The organism is Nocardia sp. CA-145437, assembly GCF_050956485.1.
In the GTDB taxonomy this organism is placed as follows: domain Bacteria; phylum Actinomycetota; class Actinomycetes; order Mycobacteriales; family Mycobacteriaceae; genus Nocardia.
On record NZ_CP191204.1, the window covers coordinates 1,232,801 to 1,254,054 of the forward strand.

Here is a 21,254-nt window from a genome sequence, read left to right on the forward strand (position 1 = left end):
CGGCTCGGTGGAACCGGGGAGTGGCGCGGTGAACCGAAGTGTGGACCCCGCCAAAAGCTTGCCGGGATGACTGGCGAGATCCACTATTGAACATTGTTCGAGTTTGCCCGGTGGAGAAGGCGGATATTGGGCTCTACCTGCGGGTTTTAACTGGCGGGTAGTCAATAACCGTACTCGCGAGTAGCCCCGACTGGATTACGAAGCGGGTCTGGTACTGGTTACACTCCGGGGCATGACGAGTGTCCAGCATCAGCCTTCGCCGGGTCCGGCGGGTGCCCCCGATATCCACACCACCGCCGGCAAGCTGGCTGACCTGCGCAATCGGCTGGAAGAGGCCAAGCACCCGATGGGTGAGGCGGCGGTCGACAAGGTCCACGCCAAGGGCAAGATGACCGCGCGTGAGCGCATCCTCGCCCTGCTGGACGAGGGTTCCTTCGTCGAGCTCGACGCGCTGGCCCGGCACCGCAGTGTGAACTTCGGCCTGGAGAACCAGCGTCCGCTGGGCGACGGCGTGGTGACCGGCTACGGCACCATCGACGGCCGCGACGTCTGCATCTTCTCCCAGGACGTCACCGTCTTCGGTGGCTCGCTCGGCGAGGTCTACGGCGAGAAGATCGTCAAGGTGATGGACCTGGCGCTGCGGACCGGTCGTCCGCTCGTCGGCATCAACGAGGGCGCCGGCGCGCGCATCCAGGAGGGCGTCGTCTCCCTGGGCCTCTACGGTGAGATCTTCCACCGCAACATCCAGGCCTCGGGTGTCATCCCGCAGATCTCGCTGATCATGGGCCCGGCCGCGGGTGGCCACGTCTACTCGCCCGCCCTGACCGACTTCGTCGTCATGGTCGACCAGACCTCGCAGATGTTCGTCACCGGCCCCGACGTGATCAAGACCGTCACCGGCGAGGAAGTCACCATGGAGGAGCTGGGCGGCGCCCACACCCACATGGTCAAGTCCGGTGTCGCGCACTACGTCGCCTCCGGCGAGCAGGACGCCCTGGACTACGTGCGCGACCTGCTCGGCTACCTGCCCAGCAACAACCGTGCCGAGGCCCCCCGCTTCCCGGCCACCGCCAACGCGGGCGCCATCGAGGAGAACCTCACCGAGGCCGACCTCGAGCTGGACACCATCGTCCCGGACTCCCCGAACCAGCCGTACGACATGCACGAGGTCATCAAGCGCCTGGTGGACGACGAGGAGTTCCTCGAGGTCCAGGCCGAGCGCGCGATGAACGTGATCGTCGGCTTCGCCCGCATCGACGGCCGCAGCGTCGGCTTCGTGGCCAACCAGCCCTCGCAGTTCGCGGGCTGCCTGGACATCGACGCCTCGGAGAAGGCCGCGCGCTTCGTGCGCACCTGCGACGCCTTCAACATCCCGATCATCACCCTGGTCGACGTGCCGGGCTTCCTGCCGGGCACCGGCCAGGAGTACAACGGCATCATCCGCCGCGGCGCCAAGCTGCTCTACGCCTACGGTGAGGCCACTGTGGGCAAGATCACAATCATCACCCGCAAGGCCTACGGCGGCGCCTACGACGTCATGGGTTCCAAGCACATGGGCGCTGATGTGAACCTGGCGTGGCCGACCGCTCAGATCGCGGTCATGGGTGCGTCCGGAGCGGTCGGTTTCGTGTACCGCAAGCAGCTGCAGACCGCGGCCGCCGAGGGCAACGACGTCGACGCTCTGCGCCTCGAGCTGCAGAACGAGTACGAGGACACCCTCGTGAACCCGTACGTGGCGGCCGAGCGCGGTTACGTCGACGCGGTCATCCCGCCGTCGCACACCCGCGGCCAGATCGTGTCGGCGCTGCGTCTGCTGGAGCGCAAGATGGTGTCCCTGCCGCCGAAGAAGCACGGCAACATTCCGCTCTGAGAATGCGATATGCGCGGTGTGAGGCGCACACTGTCGAATAGGACAGTGGGACTCGTACCGCGCACGATCGCCTCATCCGGGCAAAGATGAAGGAACGCCGCACCACCCCCGCGGCGAAGGACAGGAGGACTGGCGCTGTGACGACCATGGCCGATGAAGAGGTATTGCGCGCCGCCGAACTGGATCTGGCTGCCGAGGATCTGGCGGACGCCATCGACACCGCCGTCGCGGAGATCGAACCGGCGAGCACCGGTCCGGTCATCCAGGTCCTGAAGGGCAACCCGACCGACCTCGAGCTCGCCGCCCTGGTGAGCGTGTTCGCCGCCGCGTCGGCGACCGCCCCCGCCCCGGCCGACCGTGGCCCGGCGGACATGTGGGGTCGCCCGACCCTGCTGCACCGCGGCAGTTCGCCGTTCTCCCCCTACGCCTTTCCGGCCCTCTCGCACCTGCGCGACTGACGGCTTGTGACCGTCTTCGTACTGGCGTCACAATCTCCGGCTCGGCTCGGCGTCCTGCGCAACGCGGGCGTCGAGCCGGTCGTCCGGGTGTCCCACGTGGACGAGGACGCCGTGGCCGAGGCTCTTCCCCCGGACACCCCGCCCGATCGAGTGGTGATCGAGCTGGCCCGCGCCAAGGCGCTGGAGGTGGCCGGGCAGCTGGCGGGTGATCCCGCCTTCACCGATTCCGTTGTCGTGGGCTGCGATTCGATGCTGCTCGTCGACGGTGTTCTGCAGGGCAAACCCCTGACTCCCGAGGTCGCCCGCGCGCGCTGGGCCGAGATGGCCGGACGCAGCGCTGATCTGCTGACCGGTCACTGTGTGCTGCGGCTGAATGCCGGAGAGATCGTCGGCGAGGCCGCCGACTGCAGTTCCACCACGGTGCATTTCGCCAAACCCGAGCCGGAGGAACTCGACGCGTACATCGCGACGGGGGAGCCGCTGCAGGTGGCCGGATCCTTCACGCTGGACGGCATGGGCGGCTGGTTCGTGGACAAGATCGACGGCGACCCGTCGAGCGTCATCGGTATCGGACTACCACTGGTTCGTCGACTGCTTGCCGAGGTGGGTGTCGGCATTGCGCGGCTGTGGATCGGTGGCCGCGCGTAGTTGCGGCGCGATCCGCCCGGCCGAGGGCGCCAATCTGGGCTCGCCGGTGGCTGATCGGGGTTCGTCGGTCTCGGCCTGACCGTCACGCGCGTCCTCGCCGGGGCGGCCCTGCAGCAATTCCAGTCGCGCCACGCACAATTCGGGCTCCACGAACGGATGCAGGCGCACGTTCACGTTCTCCCGGCCGCCGTTGCGGTCCAGGGCTTCACGCATCAGGCCCAGGTGCACGCCGCACACCACTTCGGAGTGGGTGCGGGCGAGTTCGCGCAGCGGGCACGCGGTCATGCGGATCAAGGCGGATTCGTCGGTCTCGCCGGCCTGATCGCGTTCGGGCGCGAAGCCGAGTTCCGACATCAGGGTGACGGTGAGGTCCTTGGCGTCCTCGAGCGATTCGATGGGCTGGTCGGCGGCTTCGAGTTTCGAGCCCCAGGCCCGGCCCGCGCTGATGGCGGCTTCCGAGCGGCGGCGCGGGTCGCTGCCGAGCTGATCGGCCAGCACTTGCGCCAATTCCTGATAACCCACCGATCGCTGTACAGCGGTATAGCCGATGCGCGGGCGGCCGCGGCCGCGGGGCGGCTGCTGGAATTGGCGGACCAGCGATTCCCGGGTCAGCACATCCAAATGGAAACGCACCGTTGTCACATGCTGTCCGGTGACGCGCGCGAGTTCCTGGGCGTCGAGAGGCTCGCTGGCGCCACGTAGGATCGCCAGCAGTCGCCGTCGCGGCCAAGAATCGGACATAGATCACCCCTCCTCTCCGAGAGACTTTATCGGATGAAGCTGCGCTTAATTCGCCCAATCATCCGATTCGTGATCTGAAACGAGTTTCGTAACCGCCACATGCCTACGATCGGTGCAGAGAATCGAACCACCAATACCTAACCCACCACGCGTGAAGGACCACAACGTGCCTGTCGCTCCGGATCCGCATCACTCATTCGGCTCCTACGCACATCCTCACCGACTAGTAACCACAGAGTGGCTGTCGGCAAACATCGGCACGCCGGGACTCAAGATCATCGAGTCCAACGAAGACATATTGCTATACGACATCGGCCATGTCCCGGGTGCCATCAAGATCGACTGGCGGACCGAGCTGATCGATCCGCGTACTCGCGATGTCGTCGACGGCGCGACCTTCGCCAACCTTATGCGGGTCAAGGGCATCGAACGCGGCGACACCGTGGTCGTCTACGGCGATAAATCCAATGGCACCGCGGCCGCCACCCTGTGGGTGTTCTCCCTCTTCGGGCACGAGGACGTGCGCCTGCTGGACGGCGGCCGCGATGCCTGGATCTCCGAGGCTCGCGACACCACCTTCGAGGTGCCCCCGGCCGGGCGGGGTGAGTACCCGGTGGCCGATCGCGACGACAAGTCGGCGCGCGCCTTCCGGCAGGACGTGGTGGCGCACCTGGGCGGGCCGCTCATCGACTCGCGCGCGTTCGAGGAGTACACCGGCGATCTGGTGGTGCTGGACCGTCCCGAGGAGCAGGCGCTGCGCGCGGGTCACATCCCGACCGCGGTCAATATCCCGTGGACCTCGTCGGTGGGCGCGGACGCCCGTTTCCGGCCCCGGGTCGAACTGGACGTCATCTACGGCGGGGTGATCGAGGGGGTCGCGCCGCTGGTCTACTCGCGGGTGGGGGAGCGGTCGGCGCTGACCTGGTACGTCCTGACCTACCTGCTGGGCGTGGACGGGGTGCGCAACTACGACGGCTCCTGGACCGAGTGGGCCAATGCCGTGGGGGCGCCCATCGTGATCGGTGAAGAACCCGGCGCGGCGCCCTCGGTCGTGGCAAGCTCGTAACGCCCGAACCCCCTTCGGGGGATTCCCTGTGGAGGCTTCCGCGGAGTCTGATAGAACAGGTTCTAAAAATAAGGCCTCGAGAGTCGCACGCCCACTCTCTGGGCCTACTCATTGGTAGCCCTAGCCGGGTTCGGTCATTGTTGGCACGATGCCTACACTGCCGACAGACGAAAGTATCCAGAGCACAGGAGGCTCAGTGCCCAACCATGCCAACGCGCAGATCACAAAGGTCCTCGTAGCCAACCGAGGCGAGATCGCCGTGCGCGTGATCCGGGCCGCCAAGGACGCCGGTATCGCCAGTGTGGCCGTGTATGCCGAACCGGACGCCGACGCGCCGTTCGTGAAGCTCGCCGATGAGGCGTTCGCGCTCGGTGGTCAGACCTCGGCCGAGTCGTACCTGGTGTTCGACAAGATCCTCGACGCCGCCGCGAAGGCCGGCGCCGACGCGATCCACCCCGGTTATGGGTTCCTTTCCGAGAACGCCGATTTCGCGCAGGCCGTGATCGACGCCGGACTGATCTGGATCGGCCCCTCGCCGCAGTCCATCCGCGACCTGGGTGACAAGGTCACCGCGCGCCACATCGCCGAGCGCGCCAAGGCGCCGATGGCCGCGGGTACCAAGGACCCGGTCAAGGACGCCGACGAGGTCGTGGCGTTCGCCAAGGAGTTCGGTGTTCCGGTGGCGATCAAGGCCGCGTTCGGTGGTGGTGGTCGTGGCATGAAGGTCGCGCACACCATCGAGGAGATTCCGGAGCTGTTCGAGTCCGCGACGCGTGAGGCGATCGCGGCGTTCGGTCGTGGTGAGTGCTTCGTGGAGCAGTACCTGGACAAGGCCCGCCACGTCGAGGCTCAGGTCATCGCCGACCAGCACGGCAATGTCGTGGTCGCGGGTACTCGTGACTGCTCGCTGCAACGCCGCTTCCAGAAGCTCGTCGAAGAGGCTCCGGCCCCGTTCCTGTCCGACGAGGTGCGCGGCAAGATCCACGCCTCCGCCAAGGCCATCTGCAAGGAAGCCGGTTACTACGGCGCCGGCACGGTGGAGTACCTGGTGCAGGGCGAGACCGTCTCCTTCCTCGAGGTGAACACCCGCCTGCAGGTCGAGCACCCGGTCACCGAGGAGACCGCCGGAATCGACCTGGTGCGTCAGCAGTTCCGCATCGCCGAGGGCCACGAGCTGTCGATCACCGAGGACCCGACTCCGCGCGGCCACTCGTTCGAGTTCCGCATCAACGGTGAGGACGCCGGTCGCGGCTTCCTTCCCGCCCCGGGCCCGGTCGTCGTCTACCGCGAGCCCGCGGGCCCCGGTGTGCGCGTCGACTCCGGTGTGGTCGAGGGTTCGGTCATCGGCGGTCAGTTCGACTCCATGCTGGCCAAGCTGATCGTGACCGGTGAGAACCGTGAACAGGCGCTGCAGCGTGCCGCTCGCGCGCTGGCCGAGTTCCAGATCGAGGGTCTCGCGACCGTCATCCCGTTCCACCGCCACATCGTCGAGAACCCCGCGTTCATCGGTGACGGCGAGAAGTTCGACGTCTACACCAAGTGGATCGAGAACGAGTGGGACAACCCGATCGAGCCCTACACGGGCGCTGTCGCCATCGAAGAGGACGAAGAGGCTCCGCGCCAGAAGGTCGTCGTCGAGGTCGGTGGCCGTCGCCTCGAGGTGTCGCTGCCGGGTCAGTTCTCGGTCGGTGCCGCCGCGTCCGCCAATGGCGCGGGCGTCGTCCGCAAGAAGCCCAAGGCGCGCAAGCGCGGCGGCGCGGGCGCGGGTGCCGCTTCCGGTGACGCCGTGACCGCCCCGATGCAGGGCACCGTGGTCAAGGTGGCCGTCGAAGAGGGCCAGTCCGTCGAGGCGGGCGACCTGGTCGTGGTGCTCGAGGCCATGAAAATGGAGAACCCGGTCACCGCCCACAAGGCCGGTGTCATCACGGGTCTCGCGGTGGAGGCCGGCGCGGCCATCACCCAGGGCACCGTCCTGGCCGAGATCAAGTAACGCAAGACAATTCGCGAGTGGCCGCTCACCTGCAGGTGAGCGGCCACTCGCGCTAATGTCGTGGCATGGCTGAACCACCGGAGATCCGTATCGGCACCGTCGAGCGCGAGGACGCGATGAAACGGCTGTCGGACCACTTCGCGGCGGGACGGCTCAGCGTGGCCGAGTTCGACGAACGCAGTGGCGTCGTGGCCGCGGCGCTGACCCGCGGCGACCTGGAGCAGGTGTTCACCGATCTGCCGGAACCGGTGGCGGACAAGCCCGCTCCGGCGCCGCGCCGGATGCCGTTCGGTTCGATTCCGCCGGAGCGGATCATGCCGGTGGTGCCGATCGTCGCGGTGATCCTGTTCCTCATCACGCATCAGTGGTGGGTGTTCCTGTTGATCCCGCTGGCGGGCGCGGTGCTGTTCGGGGAGAGCGGCCGGGAACGCCGCAAGCGGGGCGAGCGCCGGGATCGACGGCGGCGGCTCGACCGCGGACAGGAGGACTGATGGAACCCATCGAGATCAACGCGGGCAGCTGGTATCTGCGGGCCCTGCGCGCCGACGAGCGCATCGACGACCGCCCGGCACTGGCCGACGGCGGCATCACCGATCCCGGCTACGTGGACCGCCGCACCGCGGAATGGGCCGACGAGAGCCACTTCTCGTGGGCGGTGTGCGTGCCGACCACCGCCGAACTGGTCGCCGAGATCGGCGTGCACCCCCATGCCGACGGCACCGCGACCGTGACCGGCTGGGCCCGTACCGGATACGACTCCGCCCTCGAGGACGGCTTGGTCTCGGTCCGCCGATTCACCGCCGGCGCGCTCGGCCTGGACCCCGTCGACGCCTGAGATCGTCGTCCGGCTGTCCGGTCCGGAAACCTGATCAACTCCCGAAAACGCTTGTTCACCAGCGGAGATCGTGTTCGTCCGCCGGAAAATCATTCGTGCCAGGCCCCTGTCGTGCGTCAGTCTGGAATCGCATCCGGAACCGACGACCAGGGGAGGCGGTTATGTGGGAATGGAGCAGACACCAGGCTGATCGGGCGGCGGCGGGATCGTTCACCGCGTGGCGGATACGCGACCCGGAACCGACCGTGACCGACCCGGAATTCGACGAGACCGAGGACGAGGGCGGGGAGACGGACGACGGCGCGTACTCGGATGTCTCCGAGCGCGCCCTCGCCGAGCTGTTCACCGCGCTCGCGGGCTATTGCGAGCCGCATGAGCCTGGATGGGACTCCTCGTATTCCGACGTGACCACCGATCTCGTGCCGGTCGGGGTAACTCCGGGGGTACGTCCGAAATCGGTTCGGTACCCAACCGCCGGCCAGGTTGTGTGACTGTCGACGACACGTAGCTGTCCGCTGAAGGCGCGGAGAGGCGGGACGGGTAGCGTCTCGGGTCATGGAGAGGTCGCCGCTGGACGCCGATGTACTGCGCCGGAGCATTGCCGAGTCGCCGGGGCTGGGGTTCTTCTCGGCCATCGAGGTGGTCGAGTCAACCGGTTCGACCAACGCGGATCTGGTTGCGCGGGCCGCGGATTCGAGTGCCGATCGGCTGGTGCTGATCGCCGAGGCGCAGGAGCACGGCCGCGGCCGCCACGACCGGCAGTGGGTGAGCCCCGCGCGGGCGCAGATCGCGATGTCGGTGCTGGTGCGGGTGCGCGGCATCGACCCGGCGGTGCTGGGCTGGCTGCCGCTGCTCACCGGGATCGCCGTGGTGGACGCGGTGCGGGCCGAGACCGGTCTGAAGGCGGTCCTCAAGTGGCCCAACGACGTGCTGGTGGACGCTCGCAAACTGGCCGGCATTCTGGCCGAGATCGCCGCGGTGGGCCCGGATCCGGCGGTGGTGGTGGGCGTCGGCCTGAACGTCTCGCTCACCGATGCCGAACTGCCTGTCCCGCATGGCACCTCGCTGCTGCTGGCGGGCGCGCCCGGTGTCGACCGGACCGCGCTGGCCCAGGCCATGCTGCGCGAGTTCGCGCGGCGCTTCACCGCCTGGGAGGCGGCGGGCTGGGACATCACGGAGCTGGCGGCCGCCTATCGGGAACGCTGCGCCACCCTCGGCGCGCAGGTCCGCGCGGAGCTGCCGGGCGGCGAGGTGCTCACCGGCGTCGCCACCGGCATCGACGAGAACGGCCGTCTGCTGATCGGAGACCGCGCCGTCTCCGCCGGTGACGTCACTCATCTGCGCGCCGAGTACTGAGCGGAAACCGATCTCGCCGCACCCGGATCCGGCTACTGCTTGTTTCCGTGCCCGCGGCGATCGCCGCCCGGCTTCCTCGGAATGGTGTCGGGCCACAGGTCGGGAGCCGGGATATTGCGGAGATCGGGGAGATTGGGCAGGTTCCACGGCACGGTCGGCAGCGGAATGACCGGCATGGCCGGTGCGGGCTGCTCCGGGACCTCGGGCCCGCTCGGCTCCGGCGGCGGGAGCTGCTCCTGCACCGGCTGTTCGGTCGTCGTCGGAACCGATTCCTGGACCGGCGTTTTCGCGATCGTGCCGGGCGCCCGCGTCTGCCGGGGCTCGGGGTCGGCTGAGCTCCCGCCGATCCAGGACGCCCCCAGGGCCAGCACCAGCGCCGCGACGGCGATACCGGCGGCGGCGACCTTGCGCTGTTTCGTCCACCGGTGGATGGGTGGGGGCTCGGCGGTGAGCGAATCCATCGGCAGCGCGACGGTTCGCGTATCCGGGTCGGGTTCGGGCGAATCGGGCTGTCCGGAGGGAATTTTCGCCGCCACCGGCGGGCGGGGCATCGGAATGCTCACGGTCGCCCCGTCATCGGGTTCCGGGTCGGCGACGGTCTCAGGCAGCGCGCACTCGGTGAGCGCGGCGCGGGCGGCGTCCGCGAATTCGCCTGCGGTGGCGTACCGTTCGGCCGGATTCTTGGCCAGGCCCTGGGCGACGACGCGGTCGAGGGCCGCGGGGACGGCCGGGGACCGCTTGGACGGCGGTTCCGGCACGCGTTCCAGATGGGCGCGCATCAGCTGGGCGGGGTTCTTCACCCGGAAGGGCCGCTCGCCGGTGAGGCATTCGTAGAGGACGCAGGCCAGCGAGTACACGTCCGAGCGGATCGAGACGGTGCCGTCGAAGCGTTCGGGCGCCATGTAGGCGGGGGTGCCGATCAGCATGCCGGTCTGGGTGATGGCGGTCTGCCCGTCCTGCAGCGCGGTGCCGAAGTCGATCAGGTAGGCGACGTCGTCGGGCGCCACGATGATGTTCTGCGGTTTGACGTCGCGGTGCACCAGCCCGGCGGTGTGGGCTTCGTCGAGGGCGCAGGCGACCTGCGCGATCAGCCCGACGGCCGCGTCCGGGGCCATCGGCCCCTCCCATTCGAGCAGGGCTTCGATATCGAGGCCGTCGACGAACTCGGACTCGATGAACAGTCGCCCCTCGAGCTCGCCGTAGGTGTGCACCGCGACCACGTGGGGTCCGTGCAGCATCGAGGCGGCCCGCGCCTCCCGTTCGAACCGTTCCCGGTATTCGGGGTCGGCGGTCAGCACGGGCGCCAGCAGCTTCAGCGCGACGGTCCGATCCGTCGCGGTGTCGTGGGCGCGCCACACTTCCGCCGACCCGCCGCTGCCGAGCAGTTCGTCGAGGCGGTATCGGCCCAGATAGCCATCCCCCAACGGAGTTCCTCTCGTCACACTGGGGGACTACCATAGCGAACCGAATTTATTTCACCCGCGCAGCACGCGGGTGACGGTCATGCGGTCTGCAGCACCCCGCGGGCGGCTTCCCGCGCGAGCAGGCGGTCGCGCTGCTCCTCGAACTTGACCACGTCCTTGCCCAGTTTCTCCATGTACGCGGCCAGGGTCTCACGCGCCTGCTCGCCGGCGGGTCCGAAATCGTTGCGTTCGAAGACATTCCAATTCTTCAGCACCGGCGCGACCACCTCGTCCATGTGCTGGCGCAGGTCGTAGATGCCGTGCTTGGCCATCAGCGCGCCGTTGCGGCGGAAGTTGGGCATGCCCGATCCGGGCATGACGAAACTGGTGAGCACCCGGGTGATGGCGTCGATCGCCTGATCCGGCACCAGGTCCAGGCCCGCGCCGCAGAGGGTGCGGTAGAAGATCATGTGCAGGTTCTCGTCGGCGGCGATGCGCTGCAGCATGCGGTCGGCGATGGGGTCGTCGCAGACGCGGCCGGTATTGCGGTGGGAGACGCGGGTGGCCAGCTCCTGGAACGTCACATACGCGACATTGTCGAGGAAGCCGCCCCACTCGTCGGGCGACTGCGCGCCACCGGTCATGTGGATCATGCGGGCCTGCTCCAGAGCCACCGGATCCACACCGCGGGTGACGACCAGGTAGTCGCGCATGACGATGCCGTGGCGGTTCTCCTCGGCGGTCCAGCGGCCCACCCAGGTGCCCCAGGCGCCGTCCTGGGAGAAGTTCTCGGCGATCTCACGGTGGTAGGAGGGCAGGTTGTCCTCGGTGAGCAGATTGGTGATCATCGAGACCTTGGCGACCTCGGACAGTGTGGACTGCGACGGATCCCAGTCCTCACCACCCATGGCGGCGAAATTGCGGCCCTGGTCCCACGGCACGTAATCGTGCGGGTGCCAATCCTTGGCCATCGACAGATGCCGGTTCAGGTTCTCTTCGGCAACGGGTTCGAGCTCGCGAAGTATCTGGTATTGCGTCAACTCTCGGGTCACACACGCCTCCTGTGTCTTGCACACCGGGTGGAGCCTGCTGATGACGAACGGCAAACGCGTGCCGACGATGCTACCGGCAACCGCACGATTGTGCCCCGGTCCCCGGGGCCGCGTGAGGCATTCCGGCATCTCGGCGGGATAGGGTTTCGGCATGGGTTATCCGGAGGAGGCACTGGCCCCCGAAGAGGTGCTGCTCCTACATCGCCATCCGCATTGGAAGATGTTGTTCTGGCCCGCTGTGACTTTCATCCTGATCACGGCATTGGCCGGATTCGGCGCCGGGGTGGCGGCGCGCAATACCGAGGACGGTCTCCGAACCGGTCTGCTGCTCGGCATTCTCGCGCTGTGGGCGGGGATCGTGCTGTGGCGCAGCGTCGCTCCGCTCATCCGATGGAAATCGACGCATTTCATCGTGACCGATCGCCGGGTGCTGATCCGGCAGGGCGTGCTCACCCACACCGGCATCGACATTCCGATGAACCGGATCTCGAATGTGCAGTTCCGCCATGGGTTGTTCGACCGCATGCTGGGCACCGGCACCCTGATCATCGGGTCGGCGTCGGAGGATCCGCTGGAGTACGACGACATTCCGCACGTGCAGCGGGTGCACAACCTGCTCTACCACCAGGTCTTCGATGTGGTGCAGAAGAATCCGAACGGCGGCGGCTTCTAGGGTTCCGCCGGTGCGTACCCGTAGGCTGATGCCGTGACCGCAGTACTGCTGGCCGAAGACGACGAGGCCATCGCCGCGCCGCTGTCGCGGGCGCTGGGCCGCGAGGGCTATTCGGTGACCGTGGAGAGCTATGGTCCCGCCGTGCTCGAGCGGGCTCTGGAGGGCGGTCACGACCTGCTCATCCTGGATCTCGGGCTGCCCGGCATGGACGGGCTCGAGGTGTGCCGTCAGGTGCGGGCCCGCGGCGCGGAGCTGGCGGTGCTCATGCTGACCGCGCGCACCGACGAGGTGGACTTCGTGGTCGGCCTGGACGCGGGCGCCGACGACTATGTGGGCAAGCCGTTCCGGCTGGCCGAACTGCTGGCCCGGGTGCGGGCGCTGTTGCGCCGCAGCGGAATCGGCGACGAGGCGGTGGAGGTCGGCGGTATCCGGCTGGAGCCGGCGGCGCGCCGGGTGCTGGTGAACGGCATCGAGGTGAACCTCGCCAACAAGGAGTACGAGCTGCTGAAGGTGCTCATCGACCGCGCCGGGCAGGTGGTCTCGCGCGAGACCATCCTGCGCGAGGTGTGGGGGGACGCGGATCTGCGCGGCTCCAAGACCCTGGACATGCACATGTCGTGGCTGCGCCGCAAGATCGGTGACGAGGGTCCGGTGGCCGAGCGGCGTATCGTGACCGTGCGCGGCGTAGGCTTCCGGTTCAATACCGACTAGCCGTTCGAAATCTCTGCCGATCGATCTGTTGTGCTGTTCCGTGCGCGTGCGAACCCCGAAGCCCCGGCGAAGCGAGGCATCTCGACGATGAGACGCAGGATCCTGCTGTCCATGGTGGCCGCGCTGACCCTCACCACCCTGGTTCTCGGTGTGCCGCTGGCGTTCACGGCCTGGAAGTGGGTCGAGGACATCAGCCGCAACGAACTGCGCAACCGGCTCAACAGCATCTCCGAAGAGGTGATGCGGCAGGAGCACGACGGCATGGTGTACGGCGAGCTGGACACCAAGGCGGTGCGGCTGCTGATCCCGGCCAACGGCAAGCTGACGATCATCTATCCGACCCAGTCGGAGAACAACAAGAAGATCGACATCGGCGCGGAGACGGTGGTCGATCCGCTGGCCGAGTCCTGGTCGATGGGCATCAACGGCTCGCTGCGCCTCGAGATCCCTTCCGCGCCCATGCATTCCATGCAGCGGCAGGCGCTCGGCGCGGTGCTGGGCCTGGTGCTCATCTCGCTGGGCGCGGGCATCGCGGTGGCGGTGGTGACCGCGCGCCGGGTAGCCGACCCGCTGCGGGACGTGGCGGCCCGCGCGGCCCGGCTGGCCATGGGCGACTTCCGCGCCGACCCGCGCAGGCACGGCATCACCGAGTTGGATCGCGTCTCCGACGTGCTGGATTCGGCCACCGTGGAGATCGCGGGCCGGCTGCAACGCGAGCACGCCCTGGTCGCCGACGTCTCGCATCAGCTGCGCAGCCGGCTCACCGCGGTGCGGCTGCGCCTGGACGAACTGTCCGCGCATGCCGATCCGGCCGTCGTGCACGAGGCGGAAGAGGCCATGGCGCAGGTGGATCGGCTCACCGACGCCATCGACGAACTGGTGCGCGCCTCCCGCGACGAGGGCGCGGCCGAACGCGATCCGCTGCCCGTGGTGGCCGAATTGCGCAGTGTCGTAGCGGAATGGCGGCATCCCTTCGCCGAGGCCGGGCGCAAACTGGTGCTGCTCGGCGACCCGACCCTGAAAGCGCCGGTGACCGGTTCCCGTCTGCGGGAGGCGCTGGCCGTGCTGGTCGACAACGCGCTCATGCACGGCGGCGGCACCTGCACGGTGTCGGTGCGCACGGTGGCGGGCCGCATGGACGACCGCGAACCGCTGGTGGTGGTGGAGGTCGCCGACGAGGGCGACGGGGTGCGAGATGAGCTGGCGCCACACATCTTCGACCGCGGCTTCTCGGCGGCGGGGTCCACCGGTGTGGGGCTGGCCCTGGCCCGCGCGCTCATCGAGGCCGACGGCGGCCGGCTGGAACTGCAGCGCCGCCGCCCCGCCCTGTTCGCGGTGTTCCTCGGATCGTCGGGGGTGGCGTCGCGACCGATCTCGGTGGGCGCCGAGCCGCGCTGATTCTTCTATCGGTTCTCTAACTCTTCGTTATCCGGCCCTGAGAACTCGGTTCCTACGGTGGGTCCGGTCATCAGGAACCGACGAGCGATCGTCGACGAAGAACAGGAGATCCTATGCCCACGTTCACCGTTCGCCGCACTCTGACCGCCGGTGTCATCGGCGCCGCCGCCCTCACCGTGGCGGCGCTGCCCGCGACCGCGCACGCGGACACCCCGGATTCGATTGCCGGACTGGCGGATACGGGTAGCTCCGGACCGGCCCTGGCCACCCAGCCGGCGCTGCCCCTGGAGCCGGCGCTGCCCGCCCTGCCGGGTGAGCCGACCGGTCCGGGCACGGTGGTGATCAAGGACCGCGACGGCAATATCATCGTGCGGCGGCTCCAGCCCGGCGAGCCGATCGGGCCGGACTCGATTCCGGCGGTCCCGCTGGAACCGGGCGTGGTCCTGCCCGACGGTCCCGTGGTGGCGGTGCCGGACGGCCACTCGCCGTCGCACACCATCGTGTTGAACCCGGCTCGCTGAGAAGTTTTCTCAGTCCGCGCCCGTATCGTCTGATGCCGTGACGGGTCCCCGGATTCTGATTGTGGACGACGATGCCAGGGTGCTGACCTCGGTCGCGCGGGGGCTCCGGATGTCGGGTTTCGAGGTCGAGACCGCGGCGGACGGGGCCGCCGCGCTGCGCCACATCGCGACCGACGCCCCGCAAGCCATGCTGCTGGACCTGAACATGCCGAATCTGGACGGCGTCCAGGTGGTGACGGCGTTGCGCGCGCTCGGCAACGACATCCCGATCTGCGTGCTGAGCGCCCGCGCCGAGGTCACCGATCGCATCGACGCCCTGGAGGCGGGGGCGGACGACTACCTGACCAAGCCCTTCGATCTGGGTGAGCTGGTGGCGCGGCTGCGCGCCATGCTGCGCCGGGCCCCCGCGCCCGCCCACGTCTCCGATGACCGCATCACGGTCGGCCCGCTCACGGTGCTGCCGGGCGCGCGCCGGGCCGCGATCGACGGCACCCCCCTCGAGCTGACCAAACGCGAATTCGATCTGCTCGCCGCGCTGGCCTCGGCTCCCGGACAGGTCTTCTCCCGGACGCAGCTGCTGGATCGGGTGTGGGGCTACGACTTCGAAACCCAGACCAAGGTGGTCGACGTCTTCGTCTCCTACCTGCGCAGAAAGATCGAGGACACCGGGTGCCCGCGTCTCATCCACACGGTCCGCGGCGTCGGTTTCGTGCTGCGGGCCGAGCCATGATCCGGACGCTGCGACGGCTCCCGCCGCGGGGTCGGATGGCCCTGTCCCTGCGGGCCCGAGTGGCTCTGGCGAGTGCCGCGACGGCCGCGGTGGTGGTAGCGGTCATGTCGGTGGTGCTGTTCGCGTTCGCGCCCGCGGAGGCGTCGAACCAGGTGGGCCGCATCGTGAGTGCGATCGCGCTGGCCCCCGCCGAGACGGTGCAGCTGCCGGAACCGGGTGCTCCCGCGCGACCGGTCCCGGGTACTCCGGCGCAACCGCCGACCGCCTTGCCCGCGCTGCCGGCCTCCCCGTCGCCGGGCTTGCTCATCACCCGCGTCGATCCGGGCAATCCGAATGCGGAGTTCTCGCGCACCGTGGCCCTGAACGGTGAGCCGGTCGCGCTGACCGTCCCCACCGAGGTCGCCTCGGATTCGGCTACCCGGCAACGCATCCGGATCGTGCTGATCGGCGTCGCGGGGGTGGCGCTCGCGGCGGTGCTGGGCTGGCTGGCCGCACATCGCGCCGTCGTTCCGCTGCGCCGGTTGACCGCCGCGACGGCCGGACTCGGCGCGGGCCTCGCGGTGGAGACCCCGCGCCATCCGGTGGCCAGTGAGACAACGGAATTGGCGCAGGCCATGAACACCATGTTGGGACGGATCGCCACCGAGCGCCGTCACACCGACGAGGCGTTGGTCACCGCCCGCGATTTCGCCGCCACCGCCGCGCACGAATTGCGCACCCCGCTCACCGCCATGCGCACCGACCTGCAGGTGCTGCGGTCGATGCCGCTGTCCGACACCGAACGCGCGGAGATCCTCGACGACGTGCTGAGCGCGCAGAGCTCGGTCGAGGCCACCCTGCACGCGCTGGAACGGCTGGCGGTGGGCGATCTCACCACCGCATCCGATTGGGCGGATCTGGATCTGGGGGAGGTGGTCGACCAGGTGGTGGACGACGCCCGGCGGCAGTATCCGGGGGTGACGATCGGCACGGAGGGGGTCGAGCCGATTCGCCTGCGCGGCTTGGCCGCGGGCCTGCGCTCGGTGGTCGACAACGCCGTCACCAATGCGGTGCGGCACGGCGGCGCGGATCGGATCGAGATCGCGGCGCACCCGGCGGACGGTCACGCGGTGCTGACCATCGACGACAACGGGAGCGGCATTCCCGCCGCGGATCGCGAGCGGGTCTTCGAACGGTTCTATCGGGCGAGCCCGACACCGGGCAGTGGCCTGGGTCTCGCGCTGGTGGTTCAGCAAGCCCGCTTACACGGCGGAACCGCGACAATCGGGGAAAGTCCGGCAGGCGGTGTCCGCCTGACCATCACCCTCAGCTGTGACCCAGCTGTTCCTCGTTCTCGTTGACGAGGTCCTCGAATTCGTCCTGGAGTTCCTGCATTTCGTCCGGGAAGACCCACTTCTTCATGGACCAGAATCGGAACGCCATTTGCAGCAGGTTGCCGACGATGAAGGCGCTGAAGAAGTCCGCGATGTTCTCGACGGTGAAACTCACATTGGGCTGACGGAGGTCGAACACGTAGCTCGACACCCACAGCGGTAGCGCGGCCAGGCCGACGCCGATACCGCTGACCAGGAAGAACAACAGCGCTTCGTGGTGCTTCTCGCGACCACCGCGCTTGTCGAACGTCCATTCCCGGTTGAGGATGTAGGACACGATGACCGCGACGATTCCCGACATGATGCGGGCCACCGTGGGCTTGGTGTCCATGATCGTCCATTTCAGGACGTAGAAGATTCCGAGGTCGATGACGAACGTGGTCGCACCGACAATCGCGAACTTCAGGAGTTCGTAATGGCGGTCCGCGAGGGCCCGCAGCGGCGCGGGCAGGCGATTGACCACTTCATCGACAAATGACACGGGCCGAGTCTACGTCTCTCGGCTGGGCTGTGTCGGGCCGGTACAAATCGGGGCAGCGGCGTTTCGGGAGACTCGCCGATACCTGTCATACGACCCACGGGCGAGCCGCCGGTGGGTGTCATGACAACATAGTGCAGCGTGAGCGCCCGTTCCTTCGATACCTCCGCGATGCCCACCGTCACCATGATCGGCGGCGGCCAGCTCGCGCGCATGACCCACCAGGCGGCCATCGCGCTGGGCCAGCGGCTGCGCGTGCTCGCCGAACGGCCCGACGACCCGGCCGCGCAGGTCACTCCGGACGTGGTGCTCGGCAGCCACCACGATCTGGCCGCGCTGCGCAAGGCCGCGATCGGTTCCCACGCGCTGACCTTCGACCACGAGCACGTGCCCACCGAGCACCTCGAGGCGCTGATCGCCGAGGGCGTGAACGTGCAGCCGCGGCCGCAGGCGCTGATCTTCGCGCAGGACAAGCTGCGCATGCGCCGCAAGCTGGCCGAGCTGGACGTGCCGATCCCGGCCTACACCGAGGTGAACTCGGTCGCCGACGCCGTCGCCTTCGCCGACGAGCACGGCTGGCCCTTCGTGCTGAAGGCGGTGCGCGGCGGCTACGACGGCCGTGGCGTCTGGATGCCCGCCGACGCCGCCGAGGCCACCCCGATCATCGAGGACCAGCTGGCGCACGGGGTCTCGCTGATGGCCGAGGCCAAGGTGGATCTGAAGCGTGAACTGTCGGCCATGGTGGCGCGGTCCCCGTTCGGTCAGGCCGCGGCCTGGCCGGTCGTCGAGACCGTGCAGCGCAACGGCCAGTGCGCGGTCGTGATCGCGCCGGCCCAGAACCTGCCGACGGCGAAGGCCACCGAGGCCGAGGCGCTGGCCCTGCGGCTGGCCGCCGAGCTGGGCGTCACCGGTGCGATGGCGGTGGAGCTGTTCGAGACCCACTCCGGCGAACTGCTCGTCAACGAGCTCGCGATGCGCCCGCACAACTCCGGACACTGGGGCATGGACGGCGCCTGCACCGGACAGTTCGAGCAGCACGTGCGCGCGGTGCTGGACTACCCGCTGGGCAGCACCAAGCCGCTGGCCCCGGTCACCGTGATGGCCAACATCCTGGGCGCGCCCGAGGCCCCCGAGATGTCGATGGACGAACGCCTGCACCATCTTTCGGCCCGTCTCCCCGAGGCCAAGGTGCACCTCTACGGCAAGGGCGAACGCCCCGACCGCAAGATCGGCCACATCAATGTCCTCGGCGACGACGCCGCCGAGACGCGGGAGAAAGCCGAGCGCGCGGCGCACTGGATGTCGCACGCGATCTGGACCGACGGATGGGATCCGCACCATGACTGACACCGCCCAGGTTGGCCTCATCATGGGGTCGGACTCCGACTGGCCCACCATGGAAGCCGCTGCGGAAGCGCTGGCCGAGTTCGGGATCCGCTTCGAGGTGGGCGTGGTCTCCGCGCACCGCACCCCGCAGCGCATGCTCGACTACGCCAAGACCGCCGCGGACCGCGGCATCAAGGTGATCATCGCGGGCGCGGGCGGCGCGGCGCACCTGCCGGGCATGGTCGCCTCGGCCACGCCGCTGCCGGTGATCGGCGTCCCGGTGCCGCTGAAGTACCTCGACGGCATGGACTCGCTGCTGTCGATCGTGCAGATGCCGGCCGGTGTGCCGGTCGCCACCGTCTCCATCGGCGGGGCCCGCAACGCGGGCCTGCTGGCGGCGCGCATCCTGGCCACCGCGAACCCCGAATTGCGTTCGCGCATGGAGCGATTCCAGGCCAACCTGGAAACCCTCGTCCTGGAGAAGGACGAAGCGCTGCGGACCAAACTGCTGGGCTGAGCCACCGGGCTCCCGCGCCGGGCTACCGTTGGCGGATGCCCAACGACCAGCCCGCGCGGCCGCGCGCCGACGCGGATTCGACCGAACGCCGATTGACGGTGGTGGACCAGGCGCTGCGGTTGTTCGCCGAGAAGGGTTACGAGGCAACGACGGTCGACGAGATCGCGGAGGCCGCGGGAATCTCGCGGCGTACCTTCTTCCGGCAGTTCCGGTCCAAGGAGGATGTGGTCTTCGCCGATCACGAGTCGCAGCTGACGCAGGCGCGGGCCTTCCTGGAGGCCGCGCGCGGGGATGCCTGGGATGCCGTGTGCGAGGCCGTGGTCGAGGTGTTCGAACGGTTCACGCAGTGGCGTGACCTCGCGGCCCGCCGCTACGGGGTGGTGCGGCAGGTGCCGACCCTGCGCGAGCGCGAGATCGTGACGGTGTTCCGCTACGAGCGGTTGTTCACCGATTACCTGCGCCGGACGCTGCCGGGGACTTCGGATCTGGCGCTGGTGCAGTTCACCGCCGCGGTGACGGCGACCCACAACTATCTGCTGCGGCGCATGGTGCGCGGCGAGTCCGCGGCCAGTCCGGAGGATCTGCGATCGGCGCTGGCGGCGATTCCGCGTGGGGGAGCGGGCCGCGAGGCGGCGGCGGGTTCGGATCAGATGGTGGTGGCGGTGTTCCCCCGTGATCTGGCGCCTCGGCAGGTCGCGGACCTGCTGGCCCGTCGTCTCGATACGCTGTGAAGTAACCGCGGTGCAGTATTTGACACTGCGTGCCACAGCGTTGTGACGAAGTACCTGCACGTGGCCGCGATATCGCGGCGTATAGTTGGCTGCAAATGGCACTCAGTGCCGCAACGTTGGCGACGACCAGGAGACAACCCCATGGCGGGCAACCCCGATTTCAACCTGTTCCAGCTCGAGGACTTCCACCATGAGCTGCGCGAGGCCATCCGCGGCCTGTGTGAGAAGGAGATCGCCCCCTACGCGAAGGACGTGGACGGCAACGCCCGCTTCCCCGAGGAGGCGCTGACCGCCCTCAACGCGGCCGGCTTCAACGCCGTGCACGTGCCCGAGGCGTACGGCGGCCAGGGCGCCGACTCGGTCGCCACCTGCATCGTGATCGAGGAAGTGGCCCGCGTCTGCGGTTCCTCCTCGCTGATCCCCGCCGTCAACAAGCTCGGCACCATGGGCCTGATCCTGAACGGTTCCGAGGAGCTCAAGACCAAGGTGCTCGCCGACATCGTCGCGGGCAAGATGGCCTCCTACGCGCTGTCCGAGCGTGAGGCCGGCTCCGACGCCGCCTCCATGCGCACCCGGGCCCGTCAGGACGGCGACGGCTGGATCATCAACGGCTCCAAGTGCTGGATCACCAACGGCGGCAAGTCCGACTGGTACACCGTCATGGCCGTGACCGACGCCGACAAGGGCGCCAACGGCATCTCCTCGTTCATGGTCCACAAGGACGACGAGGGCTTCGTGGTCGGCCCGCTGGAGCACAAGCTGGGCATCAAGGGTTCCCCGACCGCCGAGCTGTACTTCGAGAACTGCAAGGTTCCGGGCGACCGCATCGTCGGCGAGCCGGGCACCGGTTTCAAGACCGCGCTGCAGACTCTGGACCACACCCGCCCGACCATCGGCGCGCAGGCCGTGGGTCTGGCGCAGGGCGCGCTGGACGCCGCGATCGCCTACACCAAGGATCGCAAGCAGTTCGGCAAGGCCATCGCCGACTTCCAGAACACCCAGTTCATGCTGGCCGACATGGCCATGAAGGTCGAGGCCGCCCGCCTGATGGTCTACACCTCGGCCGCCCGCGCCGAGCGTGGCGAGAAGAACCTGGGCTTCATCTCCGCGGCCGCCAAGTGCTTCGCCTCGGATGTGGCCATGGAGGTCACCACCAACGCCGTCCAGCTCTTCGGTGGCGCCGGCTACACCACCGACTTCCCGGTGGAGCGCATGATGCGCGACGCCAAGATCACCCAGATCTACGAGGGCACCAACCAGATCCAGCGTCTGGTCATGTCCCGCCAGATCCTGCGCTGATTCGGCTCCGGACGGCGTGACGAACACCCGGAGGCGGCACCGACTTTCGTTCGGGCCGCCTCCGGTCGCTTCGGTCCA

22 protein-coding genes and 1 pseudogene are annotated in these 21,254 nt (G+C 68.5%); 19 read left to right on the plus strand and 4 right to left on the minus strand.

Annotation, left to right across the window (positions count from 1 at the left end; translation table 11 throughout):
- Positions 1–232 precede the first annotated feature (232 nt).
- From ACQPYY_RS05390 to ACQPYY_RS05400, 3 genes are all read left to right on the plus strand, one after another.
- Entirely contained in the window at positions 233–1,870 is a 1,638-nt protein-coding gene (locus ACQPYY_RS05390) for an acyl-CoA carboxylase subunit beta (protein WP_379105503.1), read from the plus strand.
- 146 nt (positions 1,871–2,016) lie between these two features.
- Positions 2,017–2,328 (plus strand): acyl-CoA carboxylase subunit epsilon, encoded by a 312-nt coding sequence (locus ACQPYY_RS05395; RefSeq protein WP_433594570.1) that lies wholly within the window; start codon positions 2,017–2,019, stop codon positions 2,326–2,328.
- 6 nt (positions 2,329–2,334) lie between these two features.
- On the plus strand, positions 2,335–2,976 hold the full coding sequence (locus ACQPYY_RS05400) for a Maf family protein (protein ID WP_357098483.1): 642 nt from the start codon (positions 2,335–2,337) through the stop codon (positions 2,974–2,976).
- Here the strand turns inward: ACQPYY_RS05400 and ACQPYY_RS05405 are convergent.
- Positions 2,902–3,717, minus strand: a complete 816-nt coding sequence (locus ACQPYY_RS05405) for a helix-turn-helix transcriptional regulator (RefSeq protein WP_379105507.1) — start codon at positions 3,715–3,717, stop codon at positions 2,902–2,904. The genes ACQPYY_RS05400 and ACQPYY_RS05405 overlap by 75 nt on opposite strands.
- Positions 3,718–3,883: 166 nt before the next feature.
- Between ACQPYY_RS05405 and ACQPYY_RS05410 the strand changes: the two genes are divergently transcribed.
- The 6 genes from ACQPYY_RS05410 (at position 3,884) to ACQPYY_RS05435 (ending at position 8,964) form a co-directional block, all read left to right on the plus strand.
- On the plus strand, positions 3,884–4,783 hold the full coding sequence (locus tag ACQPYY_RS05410; RefSeq protein ID WP_433594571.1) for a sulfurtransferase: 900 nt from the start codon (positions 3,884–3,886) through the stop codon (positions 4,781–4,783).
- Positions 4,784–4,979: 196 nt separating this feature from the next.
- Complete coding sequence (locus tag ACQPYY_RS05415; RefSeq protein ID WP_357282153.1) at positions 4,980–6,773, plus strand: biotin carboxylase N-terminal domain-containing protein; 1,794 nt, start codon at positions 4,980–4,982, stop codon at positions 6,771–6,773.
- 65 nt (positions 6,774–6,838) lie between these two features.
- Positions 6,839–7,264 carry a DUF1707 SHOCT-like domain-containing protein gene (locus ACQPYY_RS05420; protein ID WP_379105511.1) on the plus strand — a complete coding sequence of 142 codons (426 nt, stop codon included), beginning with the start codon at positions 6,839–6,841 and terminating at the stop codon, positions 7,262–7,264.
- The gene (locus ACQPYY_RS05425) at positions 7,264–7,608 is read left to right on the plus strand and encodes a hypothetical protein (protein WP_379105513.1); all 345 of its coding nucleotides are present in this window, start codon (positions 7,264–7,266) and stop codon (positions 7,606–7,608) included. The genes ACQPYY_RS05420 and ACQPYY_RS05425 overlap by 1 nt, the downstream gene beginning before the upstream one ends.
- Before the next feature lie 245 nt (positions 7,609–7,853).
- Positions 7,854–8,099, plus strand: coding sequence for a hypothetical protein (locus ACQPYY_RS05430; protein ID WP_433592951.1), 246 nt, complete (start codon positions 7,854–7,856; stop codon positions 8,097–8,099).
- Between the two features lie 64 nt (positions 8,100–8,163).
- Entirely contained in the window at positions 8,164–8,964 is an 801-nt protein-coding gene (locus ACQPYY_RS05435) for a biotin--[acetyl-CoA-carboxylase] ligase (RefSeq protein WP_433592952.1), read from the plus strand.
- A gap of 32 nt (positions 8,965–8,996) precedes the next feature.
- On the opposite strand, the gene ACQPYY_RS05440 is transcribed toward ACQPYY_RS05435, so the two are convergent.
- Together ACQPYY_RS05440 and ACQPYY_RS05445 are read right to left on the minus strand one after the other, a co-directional pair.
- Complete coding sequence (locus ACQPYY_RS05440) at positions 8,997–10,406, minus strand: protein kinase domain-containing protein (RefSeq protein WP_433592953.1); 1,410 nt, start codon at positions 10,404–10,406, stop codon at positions 8,997–8,999.
- A gap of 59 nt (positions 10,407–10,465) precedes the next feature.
- On the minus strand, positions 10,466–11,419 hold the full coding sequence (locus ACQPYY_RS05445) for an acyl-ACP desaturase (protein ID WP_433592954.1): 954 nt from the start codon (positions 11,417–11,419) through the stop codon (positions 10,466–10,468).
- Positions 11,420–11,570: 151 nt separating this feature from the next.
- Here ACQPYY_RS05445 and ACQPYY_RS05450 point away from each other — a divergent pair, with 151 nt between their 5' ends.
- From ACQPYY_RS05450 to ACQPYY_RS05475, 6 genes are all read left to right on the plus strand, one after another.
- Entirely contained in the window at positions 11,571–12,092 is a 522-nt protein-coding gene (locus ACQPYY_RS05450) for a PH domain-containing protein (RefSeq protein ID WP_379272303.1), read from the plus strand.
- Positions 12,093–12,125: 33 nt separating this feature from the next.
- The gene (locus ACQPYY_RS05455; RefSeq protein WP_040805082.1) at positions 12,126–12,803 is read left to right on the plus strand and encodes a response regulator transcription factor; all 678 of its coding nucleotides are present in this window, start codon (positions 12,126–12,128) and stop codon (positions 12,801–12,803) included.
- An 87-nt stretch (positions 12,804–12,890) separates the two neighbouring features.
- The gene (locus tag ACQPYY_RS05460; protein WP_379105526.1) at positions 12,891–14,201 is read left to right on the plus strand and encodes a sensor histidine kinase; all 1,311 of its coding nucleotides are present in this window, start codon (positions 12,891–12,893) and stop codon (positions 14,199–14,201) included.
- A gap of 113 nt (positions 14,202–14,314) precedes the next feature.
- On the plus strand, positions 14,315–14,722 hold the full coding sequence (locus ACQPYY_RS05465; RefSeq protein WP_433592955.1) for a hypothetical protein: 408 nt from the start codon (positions 14,315–14,317) through the stop codon (positions 14,720–14,722).
- A 37-nt stretch (positions 14,723–14,759) separates the two neighbouring features.
- Positions 14,760–15,452, plus strand: coding sequence for a response regulator transcription factor (locus ACQPYY_RS05470; protein ID WP_433592956.1), 693 nt, complete (start codon positions 14,760–14,762; stop codon positions 15,450–15,452).
- Positions 15,453–16,075: 623 nt separating this feature from the next.
- Positions 16,076–16,792 carry a sensor histidine kinase gene (locus ACQPYY_RS05475; protein ID WP_433594572.1) on the plus strand — a complete coding sequence of 239 codons (717 nt, stop codon included), beginning with the start codon at positions 16,076–16,078 and terminating at the stop codon, positions 16,790–16,792.
- Here the strand turns inward: ACQPYY_RS05475 and ACQPYY_RS05480 are convergent.
- Positions 16,773–17,306: pseudogene (locus tag ACQPYY_RS05480) on the minus strand (GtrA family protein); the annotation flags it as partial. The gene ACQPYY_RS05475 and the pseudogene ACQPYY_RS05480 sit on opposite strands and share 20 nt — an antisense overlap.
- A 138-nt stretch (positions 17,307–17,444) precedes the next feature.
- Between ACQPYY_RS05480 and ACQPYY_RS05485 the strand changes: the two are divergent.
- The 4 genes from ACQPYY_RS05485 to ACQPYY_RS05500 all read left to right on the plus strand — a co-directional run bounded on the left by ACQPYY_RS05485 (position 17,445) and on the right by ACQPYY_RS05500 (position 21,176).
- Positions 17,445–18,650 (plus strand): 5-(carboxyamino)imidazole ribonucleotide synthase, encoded by a 1,206-nt coding sequence (locus ACQPYY_RS05485; protein ID WP_379105532.1) that lies wholly within the window; start codon positions 17,445–17,447, stop codon positions 18,648–18,650.
- Complete coding sequence (gene purE, locus ACQPYY_RS05490) at positions 18,643–19,146, plus strand: 5-(carboxyamino)imidazole ribonucleotide mutase (protein ID WP_357097664.1); 504 nt, start codon at positions 18,643–18,645, stop codon at positions 19,144–19,146. Before ACQPYY_RS05485 ends, purE begins: the two co-directional genes overlap by 8 nt.
- Positions 19,147–19,181: 35 nt before the next feature.
- The gene (locus ACQPYY_RS05495) at positions 19,182–19,877 is read left to right on the plus strand and encodes a TetR family transcriptional regulator (RefSeq protein WP_379105535.1); all 696 of its coding nucleotides are present in this window, start codon (positions 19,182–19,184) and stop codon (positions 19,875–19,877) included.
- Between the two features lie 141 nt (positions 19,878–20,018).
- Positions 20,019–21,176, plus strand: a complete 1,158-nt coding sequence (locus tag ACQPYY_RS05500; RefSeq protein ID WP_357097668.1) for an acyl-CoA dehydrogenase — start codon at positions 20,019–20,021, stop codon at positions 21,174–21,176.
- Positions 21,177–21,254: the final 78 nt, after the last annotated feature.

Excerpts from the sequence above, each read along its gene's own strand:
- ACQPYY_RS05390 (WP_379105503.1), top strand. The coding sequence starts at position 233 with ATGACGAGTGTCCAGCATCAGCCTTCGCCGGGTCCGGCGGGTGCCCCC.
- ACQPYY_RS05395 (WP_433594570.1), top strand. The coding sequence starts at position 2,017 with ATGGCCGATGAAGAGGTATTGCGCGCCGCCGAACTGGATCTGGCTGCC.
- ACQPYY_RS05405 (WP_379105507.1), bottom strand. The coding sequence starts at position 3,717 with ATGTCCGATTCTTGGCCGCGACGGCGACTGCTGGCGATCCTACGTGGC.
- ACQPYY_RS05420 (WP_379105511.1), top strand. The coding sequence starts at position 6,839 with ATGGCTGAACCACCGGAGATCCGTATCGGCACCGTCGAGCGCGAGGAC.
- ACQPYY_RS05425 (WP_379105513.1), top strand. The coding sequence starts at position 7,264 with ATGGAACCCATCGAGATCAACGCGGGCAGCTGGTATCTGCGGGCCCTG.
- ACQPYY_RS05435 (WP_433592952.1), top strand. The coding sequence starts at position 8,164 with ATGGAGAGGTCGCCGCTGGACGCCGATGTACTGCGCCGGAGCATTGCC.
- ACQPYY_RS05450 (WP_379272303.1), top strand. The coding sequence starts at position 11,571 with ATGGGTTATCCGGAGGAGGCACTGGCCCCCGAAGAGGTGCTGCTCCTA.
- ACQPYY_RS05460 (WP_379105526.1), top strand. The coding sequence starts at position 12,891 with ATGAGACGCAGGATCCTGCTGTCCATGGTGGCCGCGCTGACCCTCACC.
- ACQPYY_RS05465 (WP_433592955.1), top strand. The coding sequence starts at position 14,315 with ATGCCCACGTTCACCGTTCGCCGCACTCTGACCGCCGGTGTCATCGGC.
- ACQPYY_RS05475 (WP_433594572.1), top strand. The coding sequence starts at position 16,076 with ATGTTGGGACGGATCGCCACCGAGCGCCGTCACACCGACGAGGCGTTG.
- purE (WP_357097664.1), top strand. The coding sequence starts at position 18,643 with ATGACTGACACCGCCCAGGTTGGCCTCATCATGGGGTCGGACTCCGAC.
- ACQPYY_RS05495 (WP_379105535.1), top strand. The coding sequence starts at position 19,182 with ATGCCCAACGACCAGCCCGCGCGGCCGCGCGCCGACGCGGATTCGACC.
- ACQPYY_RS05500 (WP_357097668.1), top strand. The coding sequence starts at position 20,019 with ATGGCGGGCAACCCCGATTTCAACCTGTTCCAGCTCGAGGACTTCCAC.